The organism is Spirosoma harenae, assembly GCF_054776975.1.
The window spans coordinates 22,738-43,921 of record NZ_BAAHBD010000053.1 but is presented as its reverse complement, the minus strand read 5'-3'; the positions used below and the strand labels follow the sequence as shown (position 1 = coordinate 43,921).

Below are 21,184 nucleotides of genomic sequence, written 5' to 3'. Positions count from 1 at the left end.
GGGCATGGGGCAGAGGGATAAGGGCATGGAGTATTTTTTTACCTTATGCCCCAACCCCCATGCCCTATGCTATTTATTCTGATCGAAGTGATTTTACCGGGTTCATTAGTGCGGCTCGAATGGCTTGATAGCTGACAGTCAGGAGGGTGATGGCGGTTGCTCCTAATCCCGACAGCACAAAAATTGTCCAGGTTATGGTGGTGTGGTATTCATAGTTTTTGAGCCAGTCGTCCAGAAAATACCAGGCAAGCGGAGCTGAAATCAGGAACGCAATGGCTACCAATCGGACGAAATCTTTGGACAACAATCCCCACAAACTGAAGGTCGATGCACCAAGGACTTTTCGAACGCCAATCTCCTTGATGCGCTGTTCGGCTACGAACGATGCCAGTCCAAACAGCCCCAGGCAACTGATAAAAATGGCGAGAACCGCAAACACGCGCGCTAGTTTTCCGACACGTTCTTCGGTTCGGAATTTAGCGTCGTATTCTTCGTCCGTGAATTTGAATTCGAACGGGGTATCAGGATCGTATTTTTTGAAAACCGCTTTGATTTTCTGAAGTGCTTCGTCGACCGGCGCATTTGGCATCAACTTGATATTGATCACGTTCGACCAGTCGTAGCGAACCAGGAAAATGGTGGGTTTAATAGGCTCATATGGCGATTCCATGACCATATCTTTGATGACGCCAACCACTTGCATCGGCTTCCCGTTGTAGCGAATGGTTTTGCCAACAATGTTTTTCAAACCTGTTAATTTGACCGCGGCTTCGTTTAGAATAAAGGCCGATGTATCGGTAGAAAACTCTTTGGAAAAATCGCGGCCTTCCAGAATTTTCCAATTGATGGTTTTTCCGAATTGGTGGGTACAGGCTACGATCCCGAACAATGGTAATGATTTAGGATCTTTCCCTTCCCACTCGAATCCAATCTGATTCGACCAGACGCCCGTAGTTGGACTGGATGATTGACTCATTTCGTAAACGGCGCCCGTTTTCAGCAAATCGTCATGTAACGGATCGAATTTCCCTGACGTACCCGGACTTGTATACGTTTGTAATAAATTGGAGCGGTCATAACCGACAGGGCGGTTTTTGGCATGTTGAATCTGCCGGAAGACAATCAAGGTTCCGATGATGAGTGTAATGGATACCGTAAACTGAACGACGACCAATACTTTTCGAGGAATAGCTGCCCATCGCCCAACCCGAAACGTGCCTTTTAGCACGCTCAGTGGATTGAACGACGAAAGATACAAGGCTGGATAACTGCCTGATAAGAAGCCAGTGATAAGCGAAAAACTGATAATGAGCAGCCAGAAAACGGGATTGTCATAAGGAATACTGACTTTTTTACCCGCCAGGTCATTGAAAGGCGACAGCGCAATCAGGACGATCAGTAGCGCGATGATCAACGCAAAGAAAACCACCAGCATCGACTCGCTTAAAAACTGGATGATCAATTGCTGGCGTAGCGACCCAACCGCTTTCCGAATCCCAACCTCTTTGGCGCGTTTTTCGGACCGAGCCGTACTCAGATTCATAAAGTTGATGCACGCCAACAGCAGCACAAACACCCCAATCAGGCTAAACAGCCAAACGAACTGTATGCCACCGCCGATGTTTTTACCATCCTTAAAATCAGAGTACAAATGCCAGTTACGCATCGGATGCAGGAAATATTCCGGCTTCTCACTAACCGACGCGTGCTTTTTCTCTATATCCCGAATTTTTGCCGACACTGTGGCCATATCGGCCTTATCGGCGATTTGGGCAAAGCCTTGAAACGAGTGATTTCCCCATTGTTGCAGCGATTCTTTTACCCAGGATTGATCCGCTAAATAGGCACTCCAGGGCAGGTAAAAATTTACTTCATAGAATTGGGAATTATACGGCAGATCTTCAAAGACGCCCGTTACTTTCACATTATTCTTTGCATCGATTTTGATGATTTTTCCTAACGGATCGGCATCGCCAAACAACGCTTTCGCAATTGATTCGGAGAGAAGAATAGAGGCTGGTTCTTTCAGAGCAGTTGCATAATCGCCCTTTAGCATGTTGAGCGAGAGCATCTTAGGCAATTCTGGCTCCGCATACATGCCCTCTTTGCTGATCTTTTTGTCGCCATTTACCAGCAAATGCCCAAAATTCCAGGATGCCAGCGCTACGGCTGCAAAGTCGCTGGGGTAATTTGTCTTTACTGTATTGGCCGATGGAAGAGAGACCGCCCGACTAGTGCCCGTTGTTCCGTTGAACGTCTGATTGATGTAGAGCTGTGCCAGCCGATCATAATTTTTGTGAAACTTGTTGAACGACAACTCATCATAAATCCATAAACCAATCAGCATGGCAATCGCCATACCCACCGCCAATCCGACGATATTAATGGCTGAGTATGCTTTGTTTTTCGACAGATTTCGGAGGGCAATTTTGATGTAATTGCGAAGCATAATGTTGAGGGTTTAGGAATAGCGGGCAGAAACCATGACGCAAACACCTAATGGATACACATCTTACGTCATGCTAATTACTTTGCAAAGACAGTACTAAATGCCTAAACGTTGCTTGCCCAAATAGACTCTCTTCGGCAAGCAACGTTCATGATTGATATCAAGTGGTTGTATTCAATAGTTAAGTTGGTGATTCCAACTATTGTGCCATAACCAGAAATGGCGCTTTTGGCGCTATTCAGGCTATATTTTTAGCCAAGACTTGTCCGAAACCGTACAGTTTTTGTCCATTTGTGAACGGATGAAATCTGCGAAAATCTGAAGATACAACCAATAAAAAACGCCGGGAAGTCGAAACCTCCCGGCGTTGTCTAATGCTAAAAACGGTCTTAACGAGCAACTTCGATGTTTACCCGGCGTCCTTTGATCGTATTGCCTTCCATCACGTCGACAACCCGATTCGCTACGTCTTTCGGAACGTCTACGTAGGAGAACTTGTCGAAAATGTCGATGCTGCCGATGCTGTTTCCTGGAATATTGGCTTCACCAGCAATTGCACCTACGATGTCGCCAGGGCGGACGTAGTCTCGGCGGCCAATGCTCACCATCAGACGGGTCATGTTGGCTTCGCGTTCGCGAGGTTGGCGCTTATCATCTTTATCGAAATAGCCATTGCGACCTCCGCCTTCGCGTGGACCAGATGAACGATCATCGTTACGTCGGTCACTACGATCCCCAAAGCGTGGGCGATCATCGCTACGGTTAAAACTACCACGATCACGATCGCCAAAGCGAGAGCCACCCCGGTCATTACGATCACCGAAGCGACCTCCTCGATCGTCCCGATCGTTGAAACGACCACCACGACGATCATCTCGATCACCAAAACGACCACCACGATCCCGATCTCCGAAGCGGTCGCCCCGACGATCTTCGCGACGACGATCATCATCAAGACCCAGGTTTTGATCGGCAAATTCGTTTTTCTCGATACCCATGCTGCGTTTTACCAGACCAGCTACAATTTGCTCGGTCGAGAAACCCGCGTGGTGCAGTTGGGTTAACAAGTCATCGTATAGATTCAGATCCTGACTTTCGTTGATCGTTTGCTGTAATTGCTCGATGAAACGAGCTTTTCGAATGCCAACAATATCTTCAAACGATGGAATTACGCCTTTTTCAACCCGAACTTTCGTATAGTTCTGAATTTCGCGGAAACGATATTTTTCATCCCGACCAACCAGCGAGAACGCCCGGCCTGACTTACCAGCCCGACCCGTCCGACCAATCCGGTGTACGTAATATTCTTCGTCTAGCGGGATATCAAAGTTGATAACCGCGTCTACATCGTCAACGTCAATACCGCGGGCAGCTACGTCGGTGGCGACCAGAATGCTGGTTGTACCCGACCGAAATTTGCTCATTACATTATTGCGTTGGGCTTGACGCAGATCGCCGTGCAAGCCTTCAGCCTGATAGCCACGGATTTGCAGGTCTTCAACGATTTCGTCCACTTTGCGTTTCGTATTACAGAAAACCAGCAGCAGTTTCAGGTCGTACATGTCGATCAGACGACACATTACTTCCACTTTCGCTTTTGGTTTTACTTCAAAATAGACCTGCTCGATGTTGGTGTTGGTCAACTCTTTTTTGACAACTTTCACCAACACAGGATCTTGCAGGAATTTCTGGGTAATCTGCATAATTGGTTTCGACATGGTAGCCGAGAACAGGATCGTTTGCCGTTCTTCGGGCATATCGTCCAGAATGCTTTCGATGTCTTCGCGGAAGCCCATGTCCAGCATTTCGTCGGCCTCGTCCAGAATCATCATCTTGACGTTGTCGAGTTTAAGCGTATTACGCTCCATGTGATCCATTACCCGACCGGGCGTACCGATCACAATGTGGACACCACTCTTCAGCGAGCGGATTTGCCGTTCAATAGAGTCACCGCCGTAGATAGCTTCTACCCGAACACCGCGCTTGTATTTAGCCAGTTTCTTAATTTCATCGGCTACCTGTAGAGCTAACTCACGAGTCGGGCAGAGGATCAGCGTTTGTACCGAACGGTCCTGAACATCAATCAGTTCGAGAGCTGGGATACCAAACGCAGCGGTTTTGCCCGTACCCGTTTGCGCCTGACCAATCACATCGCGACCTGCCAGAATAGGTGGAATTGCTTCAGCCTGAATCGGTGATGGGCTTACAAAACCCATGTCCGTTACTGCCTGAAGAATCTCAGCCGAGATATCTAAACTAGAGAATAGAATCTGATTTGGGTCGGCTTTCGGAGTCGTTTCTACCGTTGCCGTTGGCTCAGTAACAGGTGCGTCAGCTACGATGACAACTTTATCAGCAACGCCTTCAGCCACTGTTTCAATTGCCGTATCAACGTCCAGCGTATCAGCAACAGGTTCTTCCTGAGGAGCAGCTTTTTTCGTTGTTTTTGCTTTCTTGGGTTCAGCGGGAGTAGTTTTAGCTGACGAAGCGGCACTAGCAGCCATTTCCGTAGCTATTTTTTCAATATCCAGAAGATCAGCTTGATCAGTGGATTTACTTGTTTTCGTTTTCATTAACTTGGAATAAAAGTGTTATAAACCCTCCAAGCGAAGACGAGTATATGCCGGTGAACGGCGCGATAATGCGGAAATTGGCCAGCCAATAATTGCCCAAAACGACCCAACTTTCTCCAACCTCTTCAAGGAGAAAAACAATGAATCAGCCTGCCGACGCACGACTTTCTGATTACGACCGATTGACGATTAGCCCACGCGCAAAGCTTCACTCATGAAGCGTCCACCCAGAAACCCATCCTGTACATCCGTACCTTGGCTCTGTCAGACCTAACTCAGCGTGTAAAAAAGGAGAGAAACAGAGATGCGACGGATGTCGCTTGTGAAATCTGGTGCAAAAATAAGAAGAAATTGCCGAGAAAGCAAGTAGGGGCTAAGTAATATTGTATTTATTTTAGAGAGACCCTTATTGACCTTATCTATCCAGGCATAGTTCTGCTGTTGACTGATGCTTCGCTACAAATTGCTTTGTATTGGCGAGCGTTATGTCGGGTTGAATCATTTCCTTCTGAAAAGGAATCAGTGGTTCATTGTTTTTGACTTTCGCAGGAAAGTCGGGATTGGCAATGGCGTGTCGGCCAATAGCTAATAAATCACCATGTCCTTCTTTCAAAATTGAATCCGCTACGGTCAGATCGTGTAAGCCACCGTTTGCAATCACTGGACAGGTTAATAACTGACGGGCGATGCTGGTTGATGAACGACCATCTGGATAAAGACATTCCCGAGCCCACTTACCGCCTTCTGCTGCAATATGTACATAATCGGGAGCGACTTTTTTGACTTCACGGAAAATAGCTTCAGCCATCGCGGATCCCTCTTCCCAGCGGTAAGCCAGGTTATTAACTTTCCCTTCCGATAACCGTAAGCCCACAATAAAAGTCGCTGGTACGGCCGATCGGATGGCTTGTATAGTTTCGGCAATAAACCGAAATCGATTTTCGACTGAGCCGCCATACTGGTCGGTTCGTTGGTTTGTGTATGCGGTTAAAAACTGGTCAGGGAGATAGCCGTTTGCGCCGTGTAATTCAATGCCATCAAAACCAGCCGCGACAGCATTTTGAGCGGCCTGCACATAACCGGCCATGGCCGTATTGATGTCAGTCTGGGTCATGGCTTCAGGTACGGGAAAATCGCTAATCTCGCCCGAAGATCTGATTGCCTTACCGATTGGTTGGATGGCTGATGGTGCTATCGTATTCGGCAGGTGTTGCGATAATGCACCTGCATGCATTAGTTGAGCGATGAAAACAGTGGGGTGTCGTTTTACTCGGTAAGTAATGGATTGCCAGCCACGTATCTGGGATTCAGTAACCAAACCAGGTTGATTCGGGTGGTTGATAGAGGCTACCGAATCAGTATAAATACCTTCCGAAACAATTGCTCCAAAGCTTCCTTCTGCAAACGCTTCATAATAAGAAGCCATCTCGTCTGTAGGTACTCCTTCGGCGGAAGCACTTTGGCGAGTCATGGGAGCAACAATAAATCGGTTTTGTAGTGGATAGTGACCTAGCCGAACTGTATCGAAAAAAGACGGTGTCATGGGTGCATCGGTTTAAAAGTTGATAGCGCAAAATTCCCGTGACGGGCAAACTTTTCTCTTAAACTAGGTTAATAAATCAGCTCTTCGTCAACTGTTGTTCCGTCATTTCTTTTCGGCGGAGTCGGCTCAAAAAAACGGGTGTCATGCCTAAATAAGCGGCAATGTCTTTTAACGGCACGCGTTGAAGAAGAGCTGGCTCCTTCTGTTTGAATTGGTTATAACGCTCCTGAGCCGATTGACTGACGGATTGAATCACTCGCTGGGAAGTGGCCATTAACGCTTTTTCGTTCAGCAATCGGAAAAACGTTTCGAGTTTAGGAACTCGCTGATAAAGGAGATTAAGCGCCGTTTTATCAATTACTAATAAAGTAGTTGATTCGATGGCCTGAATCGAAAAGGAAGAGGGTGTTTGATGAACAAAGCTGTCTAAATCGCCCGCCCAATGATCTTCTACCGAAAAACGCAGGATATGTTCAACCCCTTGTGGATCAGTATGAAATGATTTTAAACAGCCACTAACGACAAAGCTTTCGTATCGACAAGTTTCGCCCTGACTAAGCAAATATGCTTTCCTACGAAGTTTATGGATGCTAAAAAACGACTCAACGATCGCAAATTCTTCGTCAGTCAAGCTGATTCGTTTATCAATACTTTGGCGTAGTAACTCAAACATGCGTTTTAATCGTTAATTTCACCTATGAACTCATCCATTGGTAAATACATGATTCTGATTGGTGGAGCAATCGTGTTGATTGGCCTGATCGTGTATTTTTTTGGCGATAAACTGAGTTGGTTGGGCCGTTTGCCGGGCGATATTCGGATTGAAGGCAAAAACGGGGGAGGTTTTTATTTCCCTATCGTGACCTGTATTGTCGTGAGCCTGATTTTGAACCTGGTTATCGTTCTGATCCGTCGCTTTTTCGGGTCTTAGTGCTGGTCGATTTGGCGGGCTGATTCTGGGATTCTTCGCTGTACGTCAGTTTGTTCAGGTAAAATACTTCGCGCTGATGGGCGTAATTTTTTGAAGGAGCAATTTTCTGAAAACCACAGGCTAGAAAATGACGGTCGTACCAGGCCATCAAATTGTCCTGAGCTGAAAATGTGACTTTCTCGTTCTCTGAGCTGGTTTTTAGCTTAAACTTTTCGGTCTCCTGCAAAATCTTGTTTCCCTGAATCACTTCAGTTGTGATTTCGCCATCGTTCGGATACGCCAGCACCATTCGGTCGCCCTGATGTGATACCTGCACCATTTCTGTTAAATCAGTGCTGATCAACTCTTTTATTGGGAAGCAGTTGTCCCACAATAACTTACCTTGTTTGTCGAACCCACAGATAAAAGCGTGCGTATAACGATAGCCAGCATATCGGTCGGCTCCGCGCAGAATGCCTCCGTAAGCCAGCGTACTTCCCCGATATTGTGGGTAGTACACTTCGGCTACGAGCGTCAGACCATTGGGCGTTGGTTGCAGATCGTGTACTAACAGACGATAGTGGAATTTGTAATCCTTTCCTTCTTCCTTCTTTTTATTTGCCTTGGCAAGCAGTTTCTGCTGACGCTGTGGCTTCATAAAATTGAAGAAATGCTCCAGTTGGGAGAATTCGATGTATTGAATGTCTTTGATGGCATCTTCGGCGCGTTCGCCGTGGTGGATGCGTGTTACATAAATACCTTGCGAATAGGGTGTACAGTCGGTTGAGTAATTACCAACCAGAATTGATTCCTGCTCATTAACGGGCAGCAACTTGCCTGTTATCAGGCTTTTTTCGGCTCCATCGAAATTCAGCGTTCGAATCAGTTTACAATCGTAATTATACGTTCGGATCGAAAACTGGCAATGGCGTTTTAAGGAGTGTACCAATACATTGATTTCTTTATTCGATTCGTCAATTTCCAGGCTACTCAATTCCATACGATTGACGTACATCCCTGGTAATACTTTGGCCGATTGATCGAAAAACGAGAACGCCATCACCACAGGCCGACCATGCCGATAGCCACCTACATAAGCCTGACTACCCATTACTTTAAAATGCTGTATATCAAACTGATCGATTAGGTTTCCGTCGAACGTTTCGATCACTCCATCGTCGAGGTGCAGTCGAAGGAATTGGAATTTACCTGTGTCGTATTCCCGAAATAGGTGGTAAACGTACTGGTCGGTATCGCAACTCAATACGGGTTTGAATCCGTCGTCCTGCTTATACTCCGTTTTCCAGAGCTGTTTGAGGTTGACATCGTACTTCTGAAAGCTAAAATTAGCCGCCGTTTCGTCGTAAAAAGCTCCTGTGCGAATCGTTACCAGTAATCCCTTATTCGCCAGTGGCGTGACGTCAAAGGACTCGGCTTCGTTCGGATCGGAGGGAATCTCGATACGCATCGACTGAGCCAGCTGCGCTTGCACTGGACCATAGGCAAAGACTATCCAGAACCCAACTATGTAGAGAATACGAAGCATATAGTCAAATTTACGAATTACGAGGTACGATTTTACGAAATACTCTCTCTACGGGGCATTGTTTGGATTACCTAGCAAAAATTATACTACTCATCAATCGTAACTCATAATTCACAACCCGTAAATCCCTATGCCTGCCAGCGCTTTTTGAGGAAATCCTTCATAAACACATTAATATCCCACTGACTGGCAACTGGCTGGTTTGTGTAAGGAAGGGTTGGAAGATAACCGGGAGCCGGGCCAAACTCGCAGGTAATCGTTAAGGTAGGGGCATTCGCTTGTTGCAGTCGTGCCCGAATCGCGTCCCACCACTTGGCGTGCGTTTCCAGCGCTTCCTTCCATTCTGGTGCACGCGGATCAGTCACCTGGGGTGCTTCGGGTTGGCCAACTCGGCAGTGGATATGGTCGCTTACGGCAATGGCGCGAGTCACATTTTCCGCCTGATCAGCCATATACGACTCCGCTACATTGACCCAATGCGAATAATCAGCGGTTAAACGCATGTCGGGAAGTTTGAGCAGGTAATATTGAATGGCAGGAGCGCTGTATGAAAAACGACCCCGGTGGGTTTCGTGCAAAATTCGAATTCCTGTTTGTTTCTGTACCTCGGCTGCTGTTTGAATCAGTTCAGCATTTTGTTCAAAAGTGAAATAATCGTGGCCGGTGTGGGCATTAATGAACAGCGGTTTGTGCGAGGCAATGTCGAGGAGATCGTCGTGGTATTTTTTCTTGTGTTCGGCAAAATTACTTCCAGCGCCAAATGCCATTAAAATAACTTCAAGGCCGTTGTCGCGTGTGACCTGAACAGCTTCTTTTCGTTGGTTGGGGCCAGCCGCAATTTCCATGCCGTCGTACCCAGCGGCTTTCACACGTTTAACGGCTTCTGGATAAGCCAGATTTTCCATACCCCACATCGGGCAGAAGAAGAGCGTTTTCAAAAGATCAAGGGGATTAGTTTATGAGGCCAAAGTTGGCAGAAAAAACGATGTTGGAAAAGTAATTATTGACGTTTTTGGTAAATCGGTAACGAATGGAAAACGCTTACCTTCTGGCGGGTTAGTAGATTAAAATTTACAACGAAATAGGTAATAAATGACTCCTGTATGTATTTCGCATAGGGTGCGATTTTGTCGCTCAATTCATTGCCAGTTTGGTTCATGTTTAGCTATTCACGCGTATGGGGCTGGTTTTGTACTATTATCAACGATTACGATTAACTTTTCCGATTAAAGGCCTGTCGGTGAGCTTTTTGCTCTTCCATATGAGCTGTGTTTTTCCCGTAACGGCCCAATCGCCAAAGAACACGAATAACTGGTTCTTCGGGGCTAACGCCGGAATTACATTCAATAGCGGATCGCCCCAGGCATTAACGAACGGAAAATTAAATTCCGCAGAAGGCGTAGCTGCCCGCTCTGATGCCAATGGCCAGCTGCTTTTTTATACAGACGGCAGCACCATCTGGAATCGAAATCATGAAATTATGCAGGGGGCTACCAATCTGGGTGGGAGTAGTCAGAGTACACAATCCACGCTGATTGTGCCCTATCAGAACAGTAGTGGCGAATTTTATGTGTTTTCGGTAGCAGGGCCAAACCAAGCGACGGGTATTCAATACGCGCAGGTCAATATGCTGCAAAACGGTGGATTGGGCGGTTTAATGGCTAAGAATAAGCCCTTATTTACCGCAGCTGCTGAAAAAATTACGACTATTCATCATTGTAACAATCTGAACCACTGGATTATTACGCACGAAGCGACAACCAATGCGTTTCGGGTTTATCTACTGAATGATAATGGCTTGATTCTGACGCCTAAAATCTATAATGTGGGTAGCTCACACCAGTCGTTGTATCGGGCAGGTCGTCCGGGGCAGCAAAGTAAAGGCTATATGAAACCGTCGCATGATGGGAAAAAGCTGGCTGTTGCGGTTTCCGACAGCGGACAGAATGGATTTTTAGAAGTATTCGATTTTGACAATAAAGGCGGAGTAATTTCAAACCCGGTGAAGCTGCAAACGTCAGAGATGGCGGGTGTTTATGGAGTCGAATTTTCACCCGACAATTCGATGCTCTACGTATCAACGCAGTTCAGCAAAAAAATCTACCAGATTCGTGTCAGCGATTTAGCAATTACCGCGACACTTACAGCTCAGGCACAACGGACTAGTTCGCCAGGCATCGGTGCCTTACAAATTGGACCCGACAATAAAATTTACGGCACCCAGCCCGGTGAGAATTATTTGTTGGCCATTAACCAGCCAAATCAGCCGGGAACAGGCTGCGATTTGGTATCACAAGCCGTTAATCTGGGCGGTCGTACGGCCATGGCTGGGTTGCCGTTCAATGTTGATACCATTCCCCGATTGCCGCCTAAAGTAAATATTGCGCTCACAAAATTGGGCGGTTGTAATAACTATAGACTATCGTCGAAGACTGAAAATCTGGATACAGGTTATCTGGTCTATCAATGGTATGCCAACGGGACAGCCGTTCCGGGTGGAACATCATCAACCTTACAGGTTACTAAATCAGGAAAATACCTACTGAAGGTGCGTGAGACAAAATGTGAGGATATTCAAATGACGTCGGATGAAGAAATTCCGGTCGATCTAGTCGAGGTGAATCCAACGTCAACGGCGATTCCCGACTCCTGCGGCATGTTTCTTCTCAATGCACACGCCACGGGCGGGAAACCACTATGGACAGGCCCCGGAATTACGACTGCTCAGAATCAGCTGGATTCACTACTTGTTTCTGGAGTAAGCGGTACGCAAACGTATAAGGTACGGGTCAACAGCTTGGAAGATGCCACTTGTTTCGCAGAAAAAGACGTAACTGTAACGTTCACAAAGCCGCCTGCTTTTCAGCTCACCAATCCATCTCGCACAACTTGTGGTGATACACTTACCCTACGGGCAACTCCCACCGCTGATTGGACTAGTTTTCGTTGGCGCTCACCGGATGGAGTTGCTACAGTTGGCGCTACCATTGTTGCCAAGCAAAGTGGTCCATATACACTTACAGCGCTTAGTACCAATACAGGTTGTAAAAGTGAGACGGCTGTAATTGTCACGCTGAACCCAAATCCTAAATTACAATTGGCTATTCATCAGATCGATACCTGTTTTTTAACGGTTAGTAATAGCTATGTTGACGTAGATGCAGGCCTTTTACCGGATGTTACATATAGTTGGCGCAAAGAGGGTGTCGAACTGGCTACGGATCAGATAATAAAGGCTCAGGATTATGGTTGGTATACGATCCGCGTTCGTACATCGGCGGGATGTCAGGCCAGCGATTCGGTACGGATTGTGGCGAATTGTCCGCCGAGGATGCCTTCAGCTTTTGTACCGGATAGCTTTACACCGAATCAGGATGGTATGAATGAGGTATTGGCAATTTACAGTTCAGCGACGCAGAGTTTGACGTTAACTATTTATAACCGTTGGGGAGAGCCTATCTACAAATCAACTCGTGAAGCACCAGCGCAGCCAAGTTGGTTAACGTGGGATGGAACCTATAAAGGTGAACAGGTTGGGAGTGGATTATATATCTATCAGTTGGATTATAAAGGAACGGATTATCCGGATACATTTACGAAAAAGGGTATTATACAGCTAATTCGATAAGCAGGATGTATTGCTGTCGATTCAAATTGGTAAACAGTAGTAACTGTTGAAGATTATTACCAAATTTGCGGCCTGAAATTTAGCTAGATAGGTTACCGATCTCATTTCGATAACTTATTACAAACTCCAAAAATTAGCCTGAATTATGAGCGAAGCCACCACTCGTTTTGCCCCCGGTGTTGTAACCGGCGAAGGCGTTACCGAACTTTTCCGTCACGCCAATGAAAATGATTACGCAATGCCCGCCGTCAATGTGGTCGGCACTAACTCTGTGAATGCTGTTCTGGAAACAGCTAAAGCCGTAAACTCGCCGGTAATCATCCAGTTCTCGAACGGTGGAGGTATTTTTTATGCTGGTAAAAGTTTGCCAAACGATAAGCAACAGGCAGCCATTGCCGGTTCTATTTCGGGTGCATTACACATTCACCATGTTGCCGAACTCTACGGCGTTCCGGTAATTCTACATACTGACCATTGCGCCAAAAAACTCCTTCCCTGGATTGATGGGTTGCTGGCCGCTGGTGAAAAACATTTCGATCAAACCGGTAAACCTTTGTTTTCCTCGCACATGCTCGACTTGTCGGAAGAACCAATTGAGGAGAATATCGAAATCTGCTCGAAATATTTCGAACGGATGGCGAAAATCGGCATGACCCTCGAAATCGAATTGGGCGTAACAGGTGGCGAAGAAGATGGCGTCGATAATTCCGATGTTGACGATTCCAAACTCTATACGCAGCCTTCGGAAGTAGCGTATGCCTACGAAGAACTGAGCAAAATCTCGCCAAACTTTACAATTGCCGCTGCTTTCGGTAACGTACACGGTGTGTATAAGCCTGGTAATGTGAAGCTGTCGCCGATTATTCTGGACAACTCGCAGAAGTACATTCAGGAAAAATACAGCACAGGTCCGCTGCCAGTGAATTTCGTTTTCCACGGTGGATCAGGATCGAGCCGGGAAGAAATTCGGGAAGCGATTCGCTATGGTGCGGTGAAAATGAACATCGATACCGATATGCAATGGGCAATGTGGGAAGGTATTCTGGGCTACTATCAAGCGAAAGAAGGCTATCTGCAATCGCAATTAGGTAACCCTGAAGGGCCAGATTCGCCGAACAAAAAATACTACGATCCTCGCGTGTGGTTACGTAAAGGTGAAGAAAGCATGGTGAAACGCCTGAAAGTTGCCTTCGAAGATTTAAATTGCATCAATCGACTGGCGTAAGCTGACTTACTAATGTAAATAGCTGGGATATAACAGTTGATAAAAAACTGTTATATCCCAGCTATTTTTTTCTCCTTTTCCAATGACTGATCTAAAACCTCGCCCAAACCATCAGCTTTATCTGCAAACGCTCCGCATGATGACCCCCGAGGAGCGACTTCTTAAAGCGTTTGAGCTTTCGGAATTTAGTCAGCATCTTTTTAGGGCAGGCTTGCGCCAACGCTTTCCGGATAAGTCAGAAGCTGAACTTCACTCGCTCTACTTGCAAAGACTGGAAAAATGTCACAATCGGAATTATTAAGTTTTGTTCTGACTCAATTGAATAGGAACGGTATTCCATTCATGGTAACGGGGTCTGTTGTTTCTAGTTTACAGGGAGAACCCAGATCGACTCACGATATTGATATCATAGTCATACTCGATTTTAAATCAGTTTACTTCTTGGTTGATCTATTCCCTAAAGAGACTTTTTATGTCAATCCCGATAGCATTATCGATGCGATTGAAAGGAGAAGTATGTTTAATCTGATTGATATGTTCTCCGGAAATAAGGTCGATTTTTGGTTATTGACAGAGGAACCGTATGATCAAGCTCGGTTTAGTAGGCGACAAAAGGTGGATGTATTAGGTATTGAGAATTTTTATATAACCAGTCCGGAAGATACCATTCTTAGTAAATTGCGTTGGGCCAAACTTGCAGGAGGTAGTGAAAAGCAACTCATTGATGCTGTGCGGGTATTTGAGATGCAATTTGATCGCCTGGATGTAGTTTATGTAAAGCATTGGATTGACGAACTATCATTGCAGGCGGAATGGCAAGCTTTAATTAGTCGAGCTGAGCCATATTAGTGAAAGTCTCATTCTAGGAGCTAAATTGAATTAATAGGGATAGTGTAAACAAAAAATGGCTGCTGGAAAATAATATGTTTTCCAGCAGCCATTTTTTGTTTACTCCTCTATTCAGATCGTAAGGTTTTTATCGGATTCACCAGAGCGGCTTTTACACTTCGGAAACTGACAGTCAGCAAAGCGATAATGAACGTGATCAGAATCGCCAGGATAAAAATGCCAGCGCCAATTTCAATGCGATAGACAAAATTGGCCAGCCACTTATTCATTGTCCACCAGGCCAGTGGAGCCGCCAGCACAAAAGCAATCAGTAGCAGACGGATAAATTCTTTGCCGAACAGCCACAGGATGTTAGACATGCTCGCTCCCAATACCTTGCGTACGCCAATTTCCTTCGTTTTCTGAGACGCCATGAACGACACCAATCCATACAGGCCCAGACAGCCGACAAAAATGGCAATTGCCGCAAATGCCTGGATGAGTCGAAGAAGCATATTATCCAGCTTATAAAGCCGGTCAATTTCCCCATCCAGAAAACGATAGGTATAAACGGAAGACGGATACATGTCGGTCCAGGCTTTTTCAAAACCAGCCAGGGTTGTCGCCAGATTAGCTGTATTTACTTTTATTCCGCAATTGCTGTAAACGTCACTCCAGGTTCTCAGGCAGAGAGGTTCAATAGCGGCACGAAACGATTTGAAGTGGAAGTCTTTCATGATCCCAACAATGATTCCCACATGCCCATCTATTGTTGCAGATTTGCCGATCGCATCCTGCATAGAGGCTAACCCGAGGGCTTTTACAGCTGTTTCGTTCAGTAGGTATTCACGAATCGTATCCGACGGATTCAGGTTACGGCCGGCCAGAATGGGTATTTTGAAGGTAGGAATGAACTGATCATCCCCGGCTCTAAGAGAAATGTTGAAGTTTTCGGGTTTCGGGCGAGAAGCAAAGCGAATGGGGGTACTCCCCGAAAATTCGGCCACGGGAGGTGTATCAAAAAACGTTACGTTTTCCACGCCAGACAGTTCTGAAAGTTGTGATCTCAGCGTACTAATGTTCGCCTTTTTATTGTCAGGAATGGGTAGAATGACGATCGCATCTTTTTGGAAACCCATATCTGCCTGTTGCGTATAGCGTAATTGATTCGTAACGATCAGCGTGCCGATAATAAGCAGCTGTGAGATGGCAAACTGGGTGACAACTAATCCCCGTCGTAATGAAAAACTACCCGCCGATTGTTGGGATACTTTTCCTTTTAGCGCCAGCACAGGCTGAAAACGGGCCAGAATCAGACCAGGATAGGCTCCTGAACAGAAAACCACGATCAGCAGCAGACCGAGTAAAAAAGTAAGAAGGTACGTATCTGTCAATGGATTGATTGTCAGTTCTATATCGAACCATTGGTTGACGAATGGAACGGCCAGATACGCTAATCCCAACGCGATAATCATGGCTATTCCGGCAATGAAAGCCGTTTCGGTAATGAATTGCCAGAATAGAGACCCTCGTTGACTACCCAATGCTTTCCGAACGCCGATTTCTCTTGAGCGTCCAAGCGCCTGTGCCGTCGCCAGATTAATAAAATTGACGCAGGCTGTAACGACCAGGAAAAGGCCAATTATCGCAAACGTCCAGAGATTCTTTTTCTCGGTGTATCCACGCAATTTCGGATTAAAATGAACGTCGGAAAGTGGCTGTAAATTGAAGTGAAAAATCTTCGCATTTTCCTTATCGTAGTATTTAGCCGTGATGGCTGGAAGAATCATTGAGTTAACCATAGCTGCCGAGACACCGGGTTTGAGCCGGATAAAGCATTGCATCTCTTTATTAAAACCTAACCACCAGTCTTTTTCAACCAACCAGGGACTATGGTCTTGTAAATTGCTGTAGGGAAGATAGATTTCTGTTCGAAAGTCTGTGGTGGCTGGAAGGTTCTGAAGAACACCCGTAACTTTGAAAACCAGAGAATTACCCAGCTTTAGTAGCTTGCCCATCGGGTCTTGCGTTCCAAAATATTTTTTTGCGATTCGCTCCGTGATCAGGGCCGTATTGCGTTCCTGCAAGGCCAGTTGCGAGCTACCTGCGATCAGAGGAAAATTGAAAATGCGTAGAAAGTCTGGATCGGCAAAGGCCACATCTTCTATGAATTTTTTCTCCGGTGACACGGCAATTACTTGCCTTTTCAAAAATCCGACTCGCCCGACTTCTTCAGCCACATCATACCCGCGCTTGAAGGCTTCGCCCATCGGATTAGGAACACCCGTATTGTAAGTCACTTTTTCCGTATGAAGCTCTGTCGTAATGCGATAGATACGATCCTGATTGGCATGAAACGTATCAAAACTTAGGTGGTATTTAACCAACGTAAAGATCAGAATGGCACAGGCAATGCCCAGGCTCAAGCTCACTACATTGATGGCCGTATAGGATTTGTGCCGATTCAGTTTTCTCGAAGCGATTTTAACATAATTGCTCAGCATAGTCATTGTATTTGGTTGTGAATAAACAGTGGGTTTCGTGTATAAATAGGCTGATTGGGGTTGTTTCCGCCAGAGTCGAGGGTGGAGCATCAGGAGCATTTCCAGCACATAGAATAGGTGGGCTTTAGTATACCCATATTGCTGTACTCTCTTCTGAAATAGTTCGTACTGATCACCTAGTACTTCGTCTCGGATGTGAGGAGCGGTAATTCGTGCCAGCAACCACTCAGCCCAACGAGGTGGTTCAGACTGTATGCGCTGATTGGTTTTATTTTTCTGATTCATGACAGGTGATCAAAAGCGGTTTTCGGAATACCATCCCACAATTCATTTCGGATGCGTCGTGCTTCCCGCAAGGCTTGTTCACCCGCCATGGTTATCGTGAACAGGCGTTTGCTACGTCCTCCCCGTTCGGCAATAGGTTCACTGAATCGGGAACAAACCAGGCCTTTTTCTTCTAATCGCTGCATGGTTCGGTGCACAAATCCTAAGCTTATGGGACGCTCCAGGCGTTGACTAAGTTCGTCTACAACGGCTACGCCGTATGCATCGTCGTAGAGCCGTGCAATCGTCAGGAGAACGATTTCTTCGAACTCACCTAATTGAGTACCTTTCATAAATGGGTAGTCCTTTTTACTGAGTAAAGCTATCTTTTCTCTTTGCATAGCAAATCAAAGGCCAGCCGTCTTTATAGGCTATACGTGCATAAAAAGGCCAGTTTTTTACTTTTAGGGTACTAATCGTCGTCCGAAAACGGACGAGAGACTGTCCAGATGTGGACGGTGGGAGTAGGAAGTAAGAATTGAATAAATCACTGGACTGGGCTAGACAGGCTTCGCTAACTGAGATTGATAAAATCGAGTCAGATGATGATATACCAGCAATTCATACGTACGCTGATGATGCTCGAAGAGACGATTCAGAAACATATGCAACAAGCTGGACAGGTAGCTGGCTGATACCTTTTGGTTTGTAAGGAGCGCGTTGAAATGAGGCTTCATCCGCTGACTACGTTTCTGAAATATCTGTTGATACGCTTGCCATTCAATCGATTGACTTTTCGGAGTAAACAGGTCTTCAACCCATTCCTGATTTTCCCGATACCGTTGTGCCAGCAATTTGCGCGTATGTGCTGTCGCACTGTGTTCGGTAAAAAAAGCGGTAAAATTCTGCTGACAAAAGCTCTTTTTGTCCTGTATGCTGAAACCCATATCGGTCAGGTAGGTATCTATTCCCAGAAGAGCTATCCCTAGTTGAGTACGCTCATCGAGTTGGTGCTGGTAAGTAGACAATACAGCATCGCTATCGGCCCAGAAAAGCCATTCGGTTAGCTCGATTTGATCTTCACCATAGCGCTCCAATTCACGTTGATACGTATCGACTTGTATTCGGGAGATTTCACCCGTATTGACCTGAAAATGAAGTTTTTGTTGGCAAGTGAGTAACACATTGGCGTTCTGTATGGCAGAGCGCAGATGAAATCGGATGCGCAAATGGGGTTCTGGATCTTCGTAGCGAAGAAAGAACCAGTGGGTAATCGTGCCTGAGCGAGTCAGTGACCGGGCAAGTTTACCTAGTTGTTGTAGAATTTGCGACGCCGTTGAGGGACCACAGTAAATTTTTAGATAAAGCCATTCCGTTCCCGGCACAAACGTCCGCTGAATAGCCCCTTTGATCAAATTCGATGATGGAGCAACTGATTTTGACTCGTTCAGAAAAGGCAGAATGATCTCATGCGTTAGTTTACCGCCTGGTCCTTCCACGCAGCATTGATCGGGCGTTTGGAGCCACTCAATCAGAGAAAGCGTCGTTATTCGTCGCAACGTGCTGATCAATACCTGTTGGCAATCGACGTTTTCCAGGTCCAGAAATAGCTCCTGATCAACTTGGGTCAATGCAATAAATCGGGGCCACTTCCACTGTTGTCGCCATTGGTGTATGTTGTCTGCCTCTGACTGATCGGGCCGATAATCTGTCCAGTCAAGTCGCCAGCGGGCTTCCTGAAGAATGATGTGCTTGTATTGGACGCGAGGTAAGCAGCGATATTGATTCAGCCGCCCCCAGTGCCATTGTATTGCTAAAGCGCCTTGTTCCTGCTGCACATCGCATAGAAACTGATAAACAGGTAAACCAGTGCGGTAATTATGAGCAGAAGTTAATCGCGGAACGACTTCTTTACCTAATCGTCGAGAACGAAGGATAACCCGTTCACCTCGAGGTATCGAAATCAATAAGTCATCCAGTGCAATTTGTCGTTCTATGGGAAGCGTCGAATGGCCTAAGTAGGGAATTTCATAGTCGCTCAGATGCGGGCGCTGGAGTATATTGCCAATTGATGGTTGGGGTAAATGAACGATTTCGGCCTGTATTCGATCGGAATTATCGGTCTGTAGCGCGGAGAAAGCAGTCTGTAACTTTTCACATAGATGCTTATCCGCCGAACTAAAGCGTCCCAGAAGTGGAAATGCTGAAGGCCCCGCCATGACTTTGCAACGAAACTGAAATTTTCCGGCATCGATAGCGGATGCAGATGGGGCTAGAAAATAACCCAACGTGTAATACGAGTCGGGAAGCGGCTGACTGGTTTGAACATCTGCTAAAGCGGCTAAATTCAAATCTGTTAACTCCAGAATAGGCTGCTGGCTATCTATCCAGGATGAGTACAGTTGATGAAGCCAGACATCTGCTTTGGATGATAATGGAAACTGGGCCTCAGCTGACTCTGAAGAACTCATCGAAGCGAGCAGGTCATGTATGAAAGCCGCTTCGCCGGGCACCGCTGCTGTTGCGTACCCAATACCCATTTGCTCGTCCAGCGCAACCGCCAGGGGGATTTCCTGCTCTTCGTAACGAGCATAAAACCGTTCTTTAAATGATTTAAGCGGACTAGAAACGGGTTGTAGGGCTTGTAAGGGTATAAGTTTTTCTAGTGTTTGGCGGAGCTTTCGAATTGTCGGTCTACTTAGTTGATGACCACTTCCTGAGAAGATCGTATCCCCTTGAAAAAGTGGTGTATCGGGAAGCTTCAACGCTAGTTGCTGCTGAAAAAGCGATTTTACTTTACCATGTTTTTCCTGAATAGATGTATCACTGATCAGTAACGAATGAATTTTCAGAAGATGGGCAACAATGTTGTTAGCCGTAGGAATTTGTTTGAGTTGCTCAATAATACTGATCAGGCAATCCGGCCCCGTAACGGCAATTGATAAAGTACTGACCAATACCTGATCCTGAATTAACTGCTCAAGTAAACCATTTGCTTCCTCTACTGGATAGCCCAACCGAACAATGGCTTTTCGAAGCACATCAATCGTAGCTCCTGACGTTGCCTTACGTAATACCAGTCGGATAACCCGATTAATGGATATTTGACTGGTAAAATAGCGGGGAGGAGTGTGCGCGTCATCTCGCTCAAGATAGCGAATGTGATTCCCGACTGGATAGAGACTGGTATTGGGGCGAAACTGTAGAAAGGGCTGTAAACTGGGGTCTTGGTTTAATTGACGGATCAATTCCCACAGGATGGCTGTATCTAATCGAAGATGGCAAATGGGTTGCCGATCCGATACGTTGAATGATGTTGTCGTTCCTAATTGACCCAGCGAACAACCGGCAAACAAGCCGAACGGTGTGGATCGACTCCCCATTCGCAGCCAATACTTTAACAGAGCCTGTCGTAGCTTCGAATCAGTTAATGGCGGATTTGCTTGTAGATGGGTATAAAAATTAGGCGAAGCTAAAAAGATTGCTTCGCCTAACCAGGGAACCTGTGTCCAGGTACTCAGATCGTTCTTGTTCAGTAACGCCTGTAGCTGTTGAAAAGAAAAGTTCGGGGTTCGTAGATAATAAAAATCAGCTGGCCCCGCGTTGTTATGGTCAATTGCCTCAGACTGACTCGAAGCTAGCATTCTACGAGTCGGATTTAGGCTGATTTAATAAATGCCGAGGATGAAGCTATACCCGCGCATGAACTGGTAC

The 21,184-nt window shown here is 46.1% G+C and carries 15 protein-coding genes; 5 read left to right on the top strand and 10 right to left on the bottom strand.

The window, feature by feature from the left end:
- Positions 1-73: 73 nt before the first annotated feature.
- The 4 genes from ACYVE4_RS31910 to ACYVE4_RS31895 form a co-directional block, all read right to left on the bottom strand.
- A complete protein-coding gene (locus tag ACYVE4_RS31910; protein WP_461044481.1) occupies positions 74-2,449 on the bottom strand; it encodes an ABC transporter permease in 2,376 nt (791 codons plus the stop codon).
- Positions 2,450-2,838: 389 nt separating this feature from the next.
- Positions 2,839-5,022: a DEAD/DEAH box helicase gene (locus ACYVE4_RS31905; protein WP_461044480.1), complete on the bottom strand. Its 2,184-nt coding sequence runs from the start codon at positions 5,020-5,022 to the stop codon at positions 2,839-2,841.
- 415 nt (positions 5,023-5,437) lie between these two features.
- A complete protein-coding gene (locus ACYVE4_RS31900; protein WP_461044479.1) occupies positions 5,438-6,565 on the bottom strand; it encodes an oxidoreductase in 1,128 nt (375 codons plus the stop codon).
- A gap of 76 nt (positions 6,566-6,641) precedes the next feature.
- A complete protein-coding gene (locus ACYVE4_RS31895) occupies positions 6,642-7,238 on the bottom strand; it encodes a Crp/Fnr family transcriptional regulator (protein ID WP_461044478.1) in 597 nt (198 codons plus the stop codon).
- Between the two features lie 24 nt (positions 7,239-7,262).
- On the opposite strand from ACYVE4_RS31895, the gene ACYVE4_RS31890 reads away from it, so the two are divergent.
- Entirely contained in the window at positions 7,263-7,496 is a 234-nt protein-coding gene (locus ACYVE4_RS31890) for a DUF2905 domain-containing protein (RefSeq protein WP_461044477.1), read from the top strand.
- On the opposite strand, the gene ACYVE4_RS31885 is transcribed toward ACYVE4_RS31890, so the two are convergent.
- The 3 genes from ACYVE4_RS31885 to ACYVE4_RS31875 form a co-directional block, all read right to left on the bottom strand.
- Positions 7,462-9,021: a hypothetical protein gene (locus tag ACYVE4_RS31885; protein ID WP_461044476.1), complete on the bottom strand. Its 1,560-nt coding sequence runs from the start codon at positions 9,019-9,021 to the stop codon at positions 7,462-7,464. The genes ACYVE4_RS31890 and ACYVE4_RS31885 overlap by 35 nt on opposite strands.
- Positions 9,022-9,149: 128 nt before the next feature.
- Positions 9,150-9,959 carry a sugar phosphate isomerase/epimerase family protein gene (locus ACYVE4_RS31880; protein ID WP_461044475.1) on the bottom strand — a complete coding sequence of 270 codons (810 nt, stop codon included), beginning with the start codon at positions 9,957-9,959 and terminating at the stop codon, positions 9,150-9,152.
- Between the two features lie 62 nt (positions 9,960-10,021).
- A complete protein-coding gene (locus ACYVE4_RS31875) occupies positions 10,022-10,180 on the bottom strand; it encodes a hypothetical protein (RefSeq protein ID WP_461044474.1) in 159 nt (52 codons plus the stop codon).
- 102 nt (positions 10,181-10,282) lie between these two features.
- Here ACYVE4_RS31875 and ACYVE4_RS31870 point away from each other — a divergent pair, with 102 nt between their 5' ends.
- The 4 genes from ACYVE4_RS31870 to ACYVE4_RS31855 all read left to right on the top strand — a co-directional run bounded on the left by ACYVE4_RS31870 (position 10,283) and on the right by ACYVE4_RS31855 (position 14,723).
- Positions 10,283-12,649: a T9SS type B sorting domain-containing protein gene (locus ACYVE4_RS31870; RefSeq protein WP_461044473.1), complete on the top strand. Its 2,367-nt coding sequence runs from the start codon at positions 10,283-10,285 to the stop codon at positions 12,647-12,649.
- 145 nt (positions 12,650-12,794) lie between these two features.
- On the top strand, positions 12,795-13,874 hold the full coding sequence (gene fbaA / locus ACYVE4_RS31865) for a class II fructose-bisphosphate aldolase (RefSeq protein ID WP_461044472.1): 1,080 nt from the start codon (positions 12,795-12,797) through the stop codon (positions 13,872-13,874).
- 82 nt (positions 13,875-13,956) lie between these two features.
- Positions 13,957-14,175 carry a hypothetical protein gene (locus tag ACYVE4_RS31860; RefSeq protein ID WP_461044471.1) on the top strand — a complete coding sequence of 73 codons (219 nt, stop codon included), beginning with the start codon at positions 13,957-13,959 and terminating at the stop codon, positions 14,173-14,175.
- Positions 14,154-14,723 (top strand): hypothetical protein, encoded by a 570-nt coding sequence (locus ACYVE4_RS31855; protein ID WP_461044470.1) that lies wholly within the window; start codon positions 14,154-14,156, stop codon positions 14,721-14,723. The genes ACYVE4_RS31860 and ACYVE4_RS31855 overlap by 22 nt, the downstream gene beginning before the upstream one ends.
- A 107-nt stretch (positions 14,724-14,830) precedes the next feature.
- On the opposite strand, the gene ACYVE4_RS31850 is transcribed toward ACYVE4_RS31855, so the two are convergent.
- From ACYVE4_RS31850 to ACYVE4_RS31840, 3 genes are all read right to left on the bottom strand, one after another.
- Positions 14,831-17,491 (bottom strand): ABC transporter permease, encoded by a 2,661-nt coding sequence (locus tag ACYVE4_RS31850; RefSeq protein WP_461044469.1) that lies wholly within the window; start codon positions 17,489-17,491, stop codon positions 14,831-14,833.
- Entirely contained in the window at positions 17,488-17,823 is a 336-nt protein-coding gene (locus tag ACYVE4_RS31845; RefSeq protein ID WP_461044468.1) for a PadR family transcriptional regulator, read from the bottom strand. Before ACYVE4_RS31845 ends, ACYVE4_RS31850 begins: the two co-directional genes overlap by 4 nt.
- Before the next feature lie 207 nt (positions 17,824-18,030).
- Positions 18,031-21,114: a lantibiotic dehydratase gene (locus ACYVE4_RS31840; RefSeq protein ID WP_461044467.1), complete on the bottom strand. Its 3,084-nt coding sequence runs from the start codon at positions 21,112-21,114 to the stop codon at positions 18,031-18,033.
- Positions 21,115-21,184: the final 70 nt, after the last annotated feature.

What these genes read in the sequence shown, in the direction of transcription:
- ACYVE4_RS31840 (WP_461044467.1), bottom strand. Translation starts at nt 21,114, where the DNA reads ATGCTAGCTTCGAGTCAGTCTGAGGCAATTGACCATAACAACGCGGGG.
- ACYVE4_RS31895 (WP_461044478.1), bottom strand. Translation starts at nt 7,238, where the DNA reads ATGTTTGAGTTACTACGCCAAAGTATTGATAAACGAATCAGCTTGACT.
- ACYVE4_RS31910 (WP_461044481.1), bottom strand. Translation starts at nt 2,449, where the DNA reads ATGCTTCGCAATTACATCAAAATTGCCCTCCGAAATCTGTCGAAAAAC.
- ACYVE4_RS31850 (WP_461044469.1), bottom strand. Translation starts at nt 17,491, where the DNA reads ATGAATCAGAAAAATAAAACCAATCAGCGCATACAGTCTGAACCACCT.
- ACYVE4_RS31875 (WP_461044474.1), bottom strand. Translation starts at nt 10,180, where the DNA reads ATGAACCAAACTGGCAATGAATTGAGCGACAAAATCGCACCCTATGCG.
- ACYVE4_RS31905 (WP_461044480.1), bottom strand. Translation starts at nt 5,022, where the DNA reads ATGAAAACGAAAACAAGTAAATCCACTGATCAAGCTGATCTTCTGGAT.
- fbaA (WP_461044472.1), top strand. Translation starts at nt 12,795, where the DNA reads ATGAGCGAAGCCACCACTCGTTTTGCCCCCGGTGTTGTAACCGGCGAA.
- ACYVE4_RS31890 (WP_461044477.1), top strand. Translation starts at nt 7,263, where the DNA reads ATGAACTCATCCATTGGTAAATACATGATTCTGATTGGTGGAGCAATC.
- ACYVE4_RS31870 (WP_461044473.1), top strand. Translation starts at nt 10,283, where the DNA reads ATGAGCTGTGTTTTTCCCGTAACGGCCCAATCGCCAAAGAACACGAAT.
- ACYVE4_RS31900 (WP_461044479.1), bottom strand. Translation starts at nt 6,565, where the DNA reads ATGACACCGTCTTTTTTCGATACAGTTCGGCTAGGTCACTATCCACTA.
- ACYVE4_RS31860 (WP_461044471.1), top strand. Translation starts at nt 13,957, where the DNA reads ATGACTGATCTAAAACCTCGCCCAAACCATCAGCTTTATCTGCAAACG.
- ACYVE4_RS31885 (WP_461044476.1), bottom strand. Translation starts at nt 9,021, where the DNA reads ATGCTTCGTATTCTCTACATAGTTGGGTTCTGGATAGTCTTTGCCTAT.
- ACYVE4_RS31855 (WP_461044470.1), top strand. Translation starts at nt 14,154, where the DNA reads ATGTCACAATCGGAATTATTAAGTTTTGTTCTGACTCAATTGAATAGG.
- ACYVE4_RS31845 (WP_461044468.1), bottom strand. Translation starts at nt 17,823, where the DNA reads ATGAAAGGTACTCAATTAGGTGAGTTCGAAGAAATCGTTCTCCTGACG.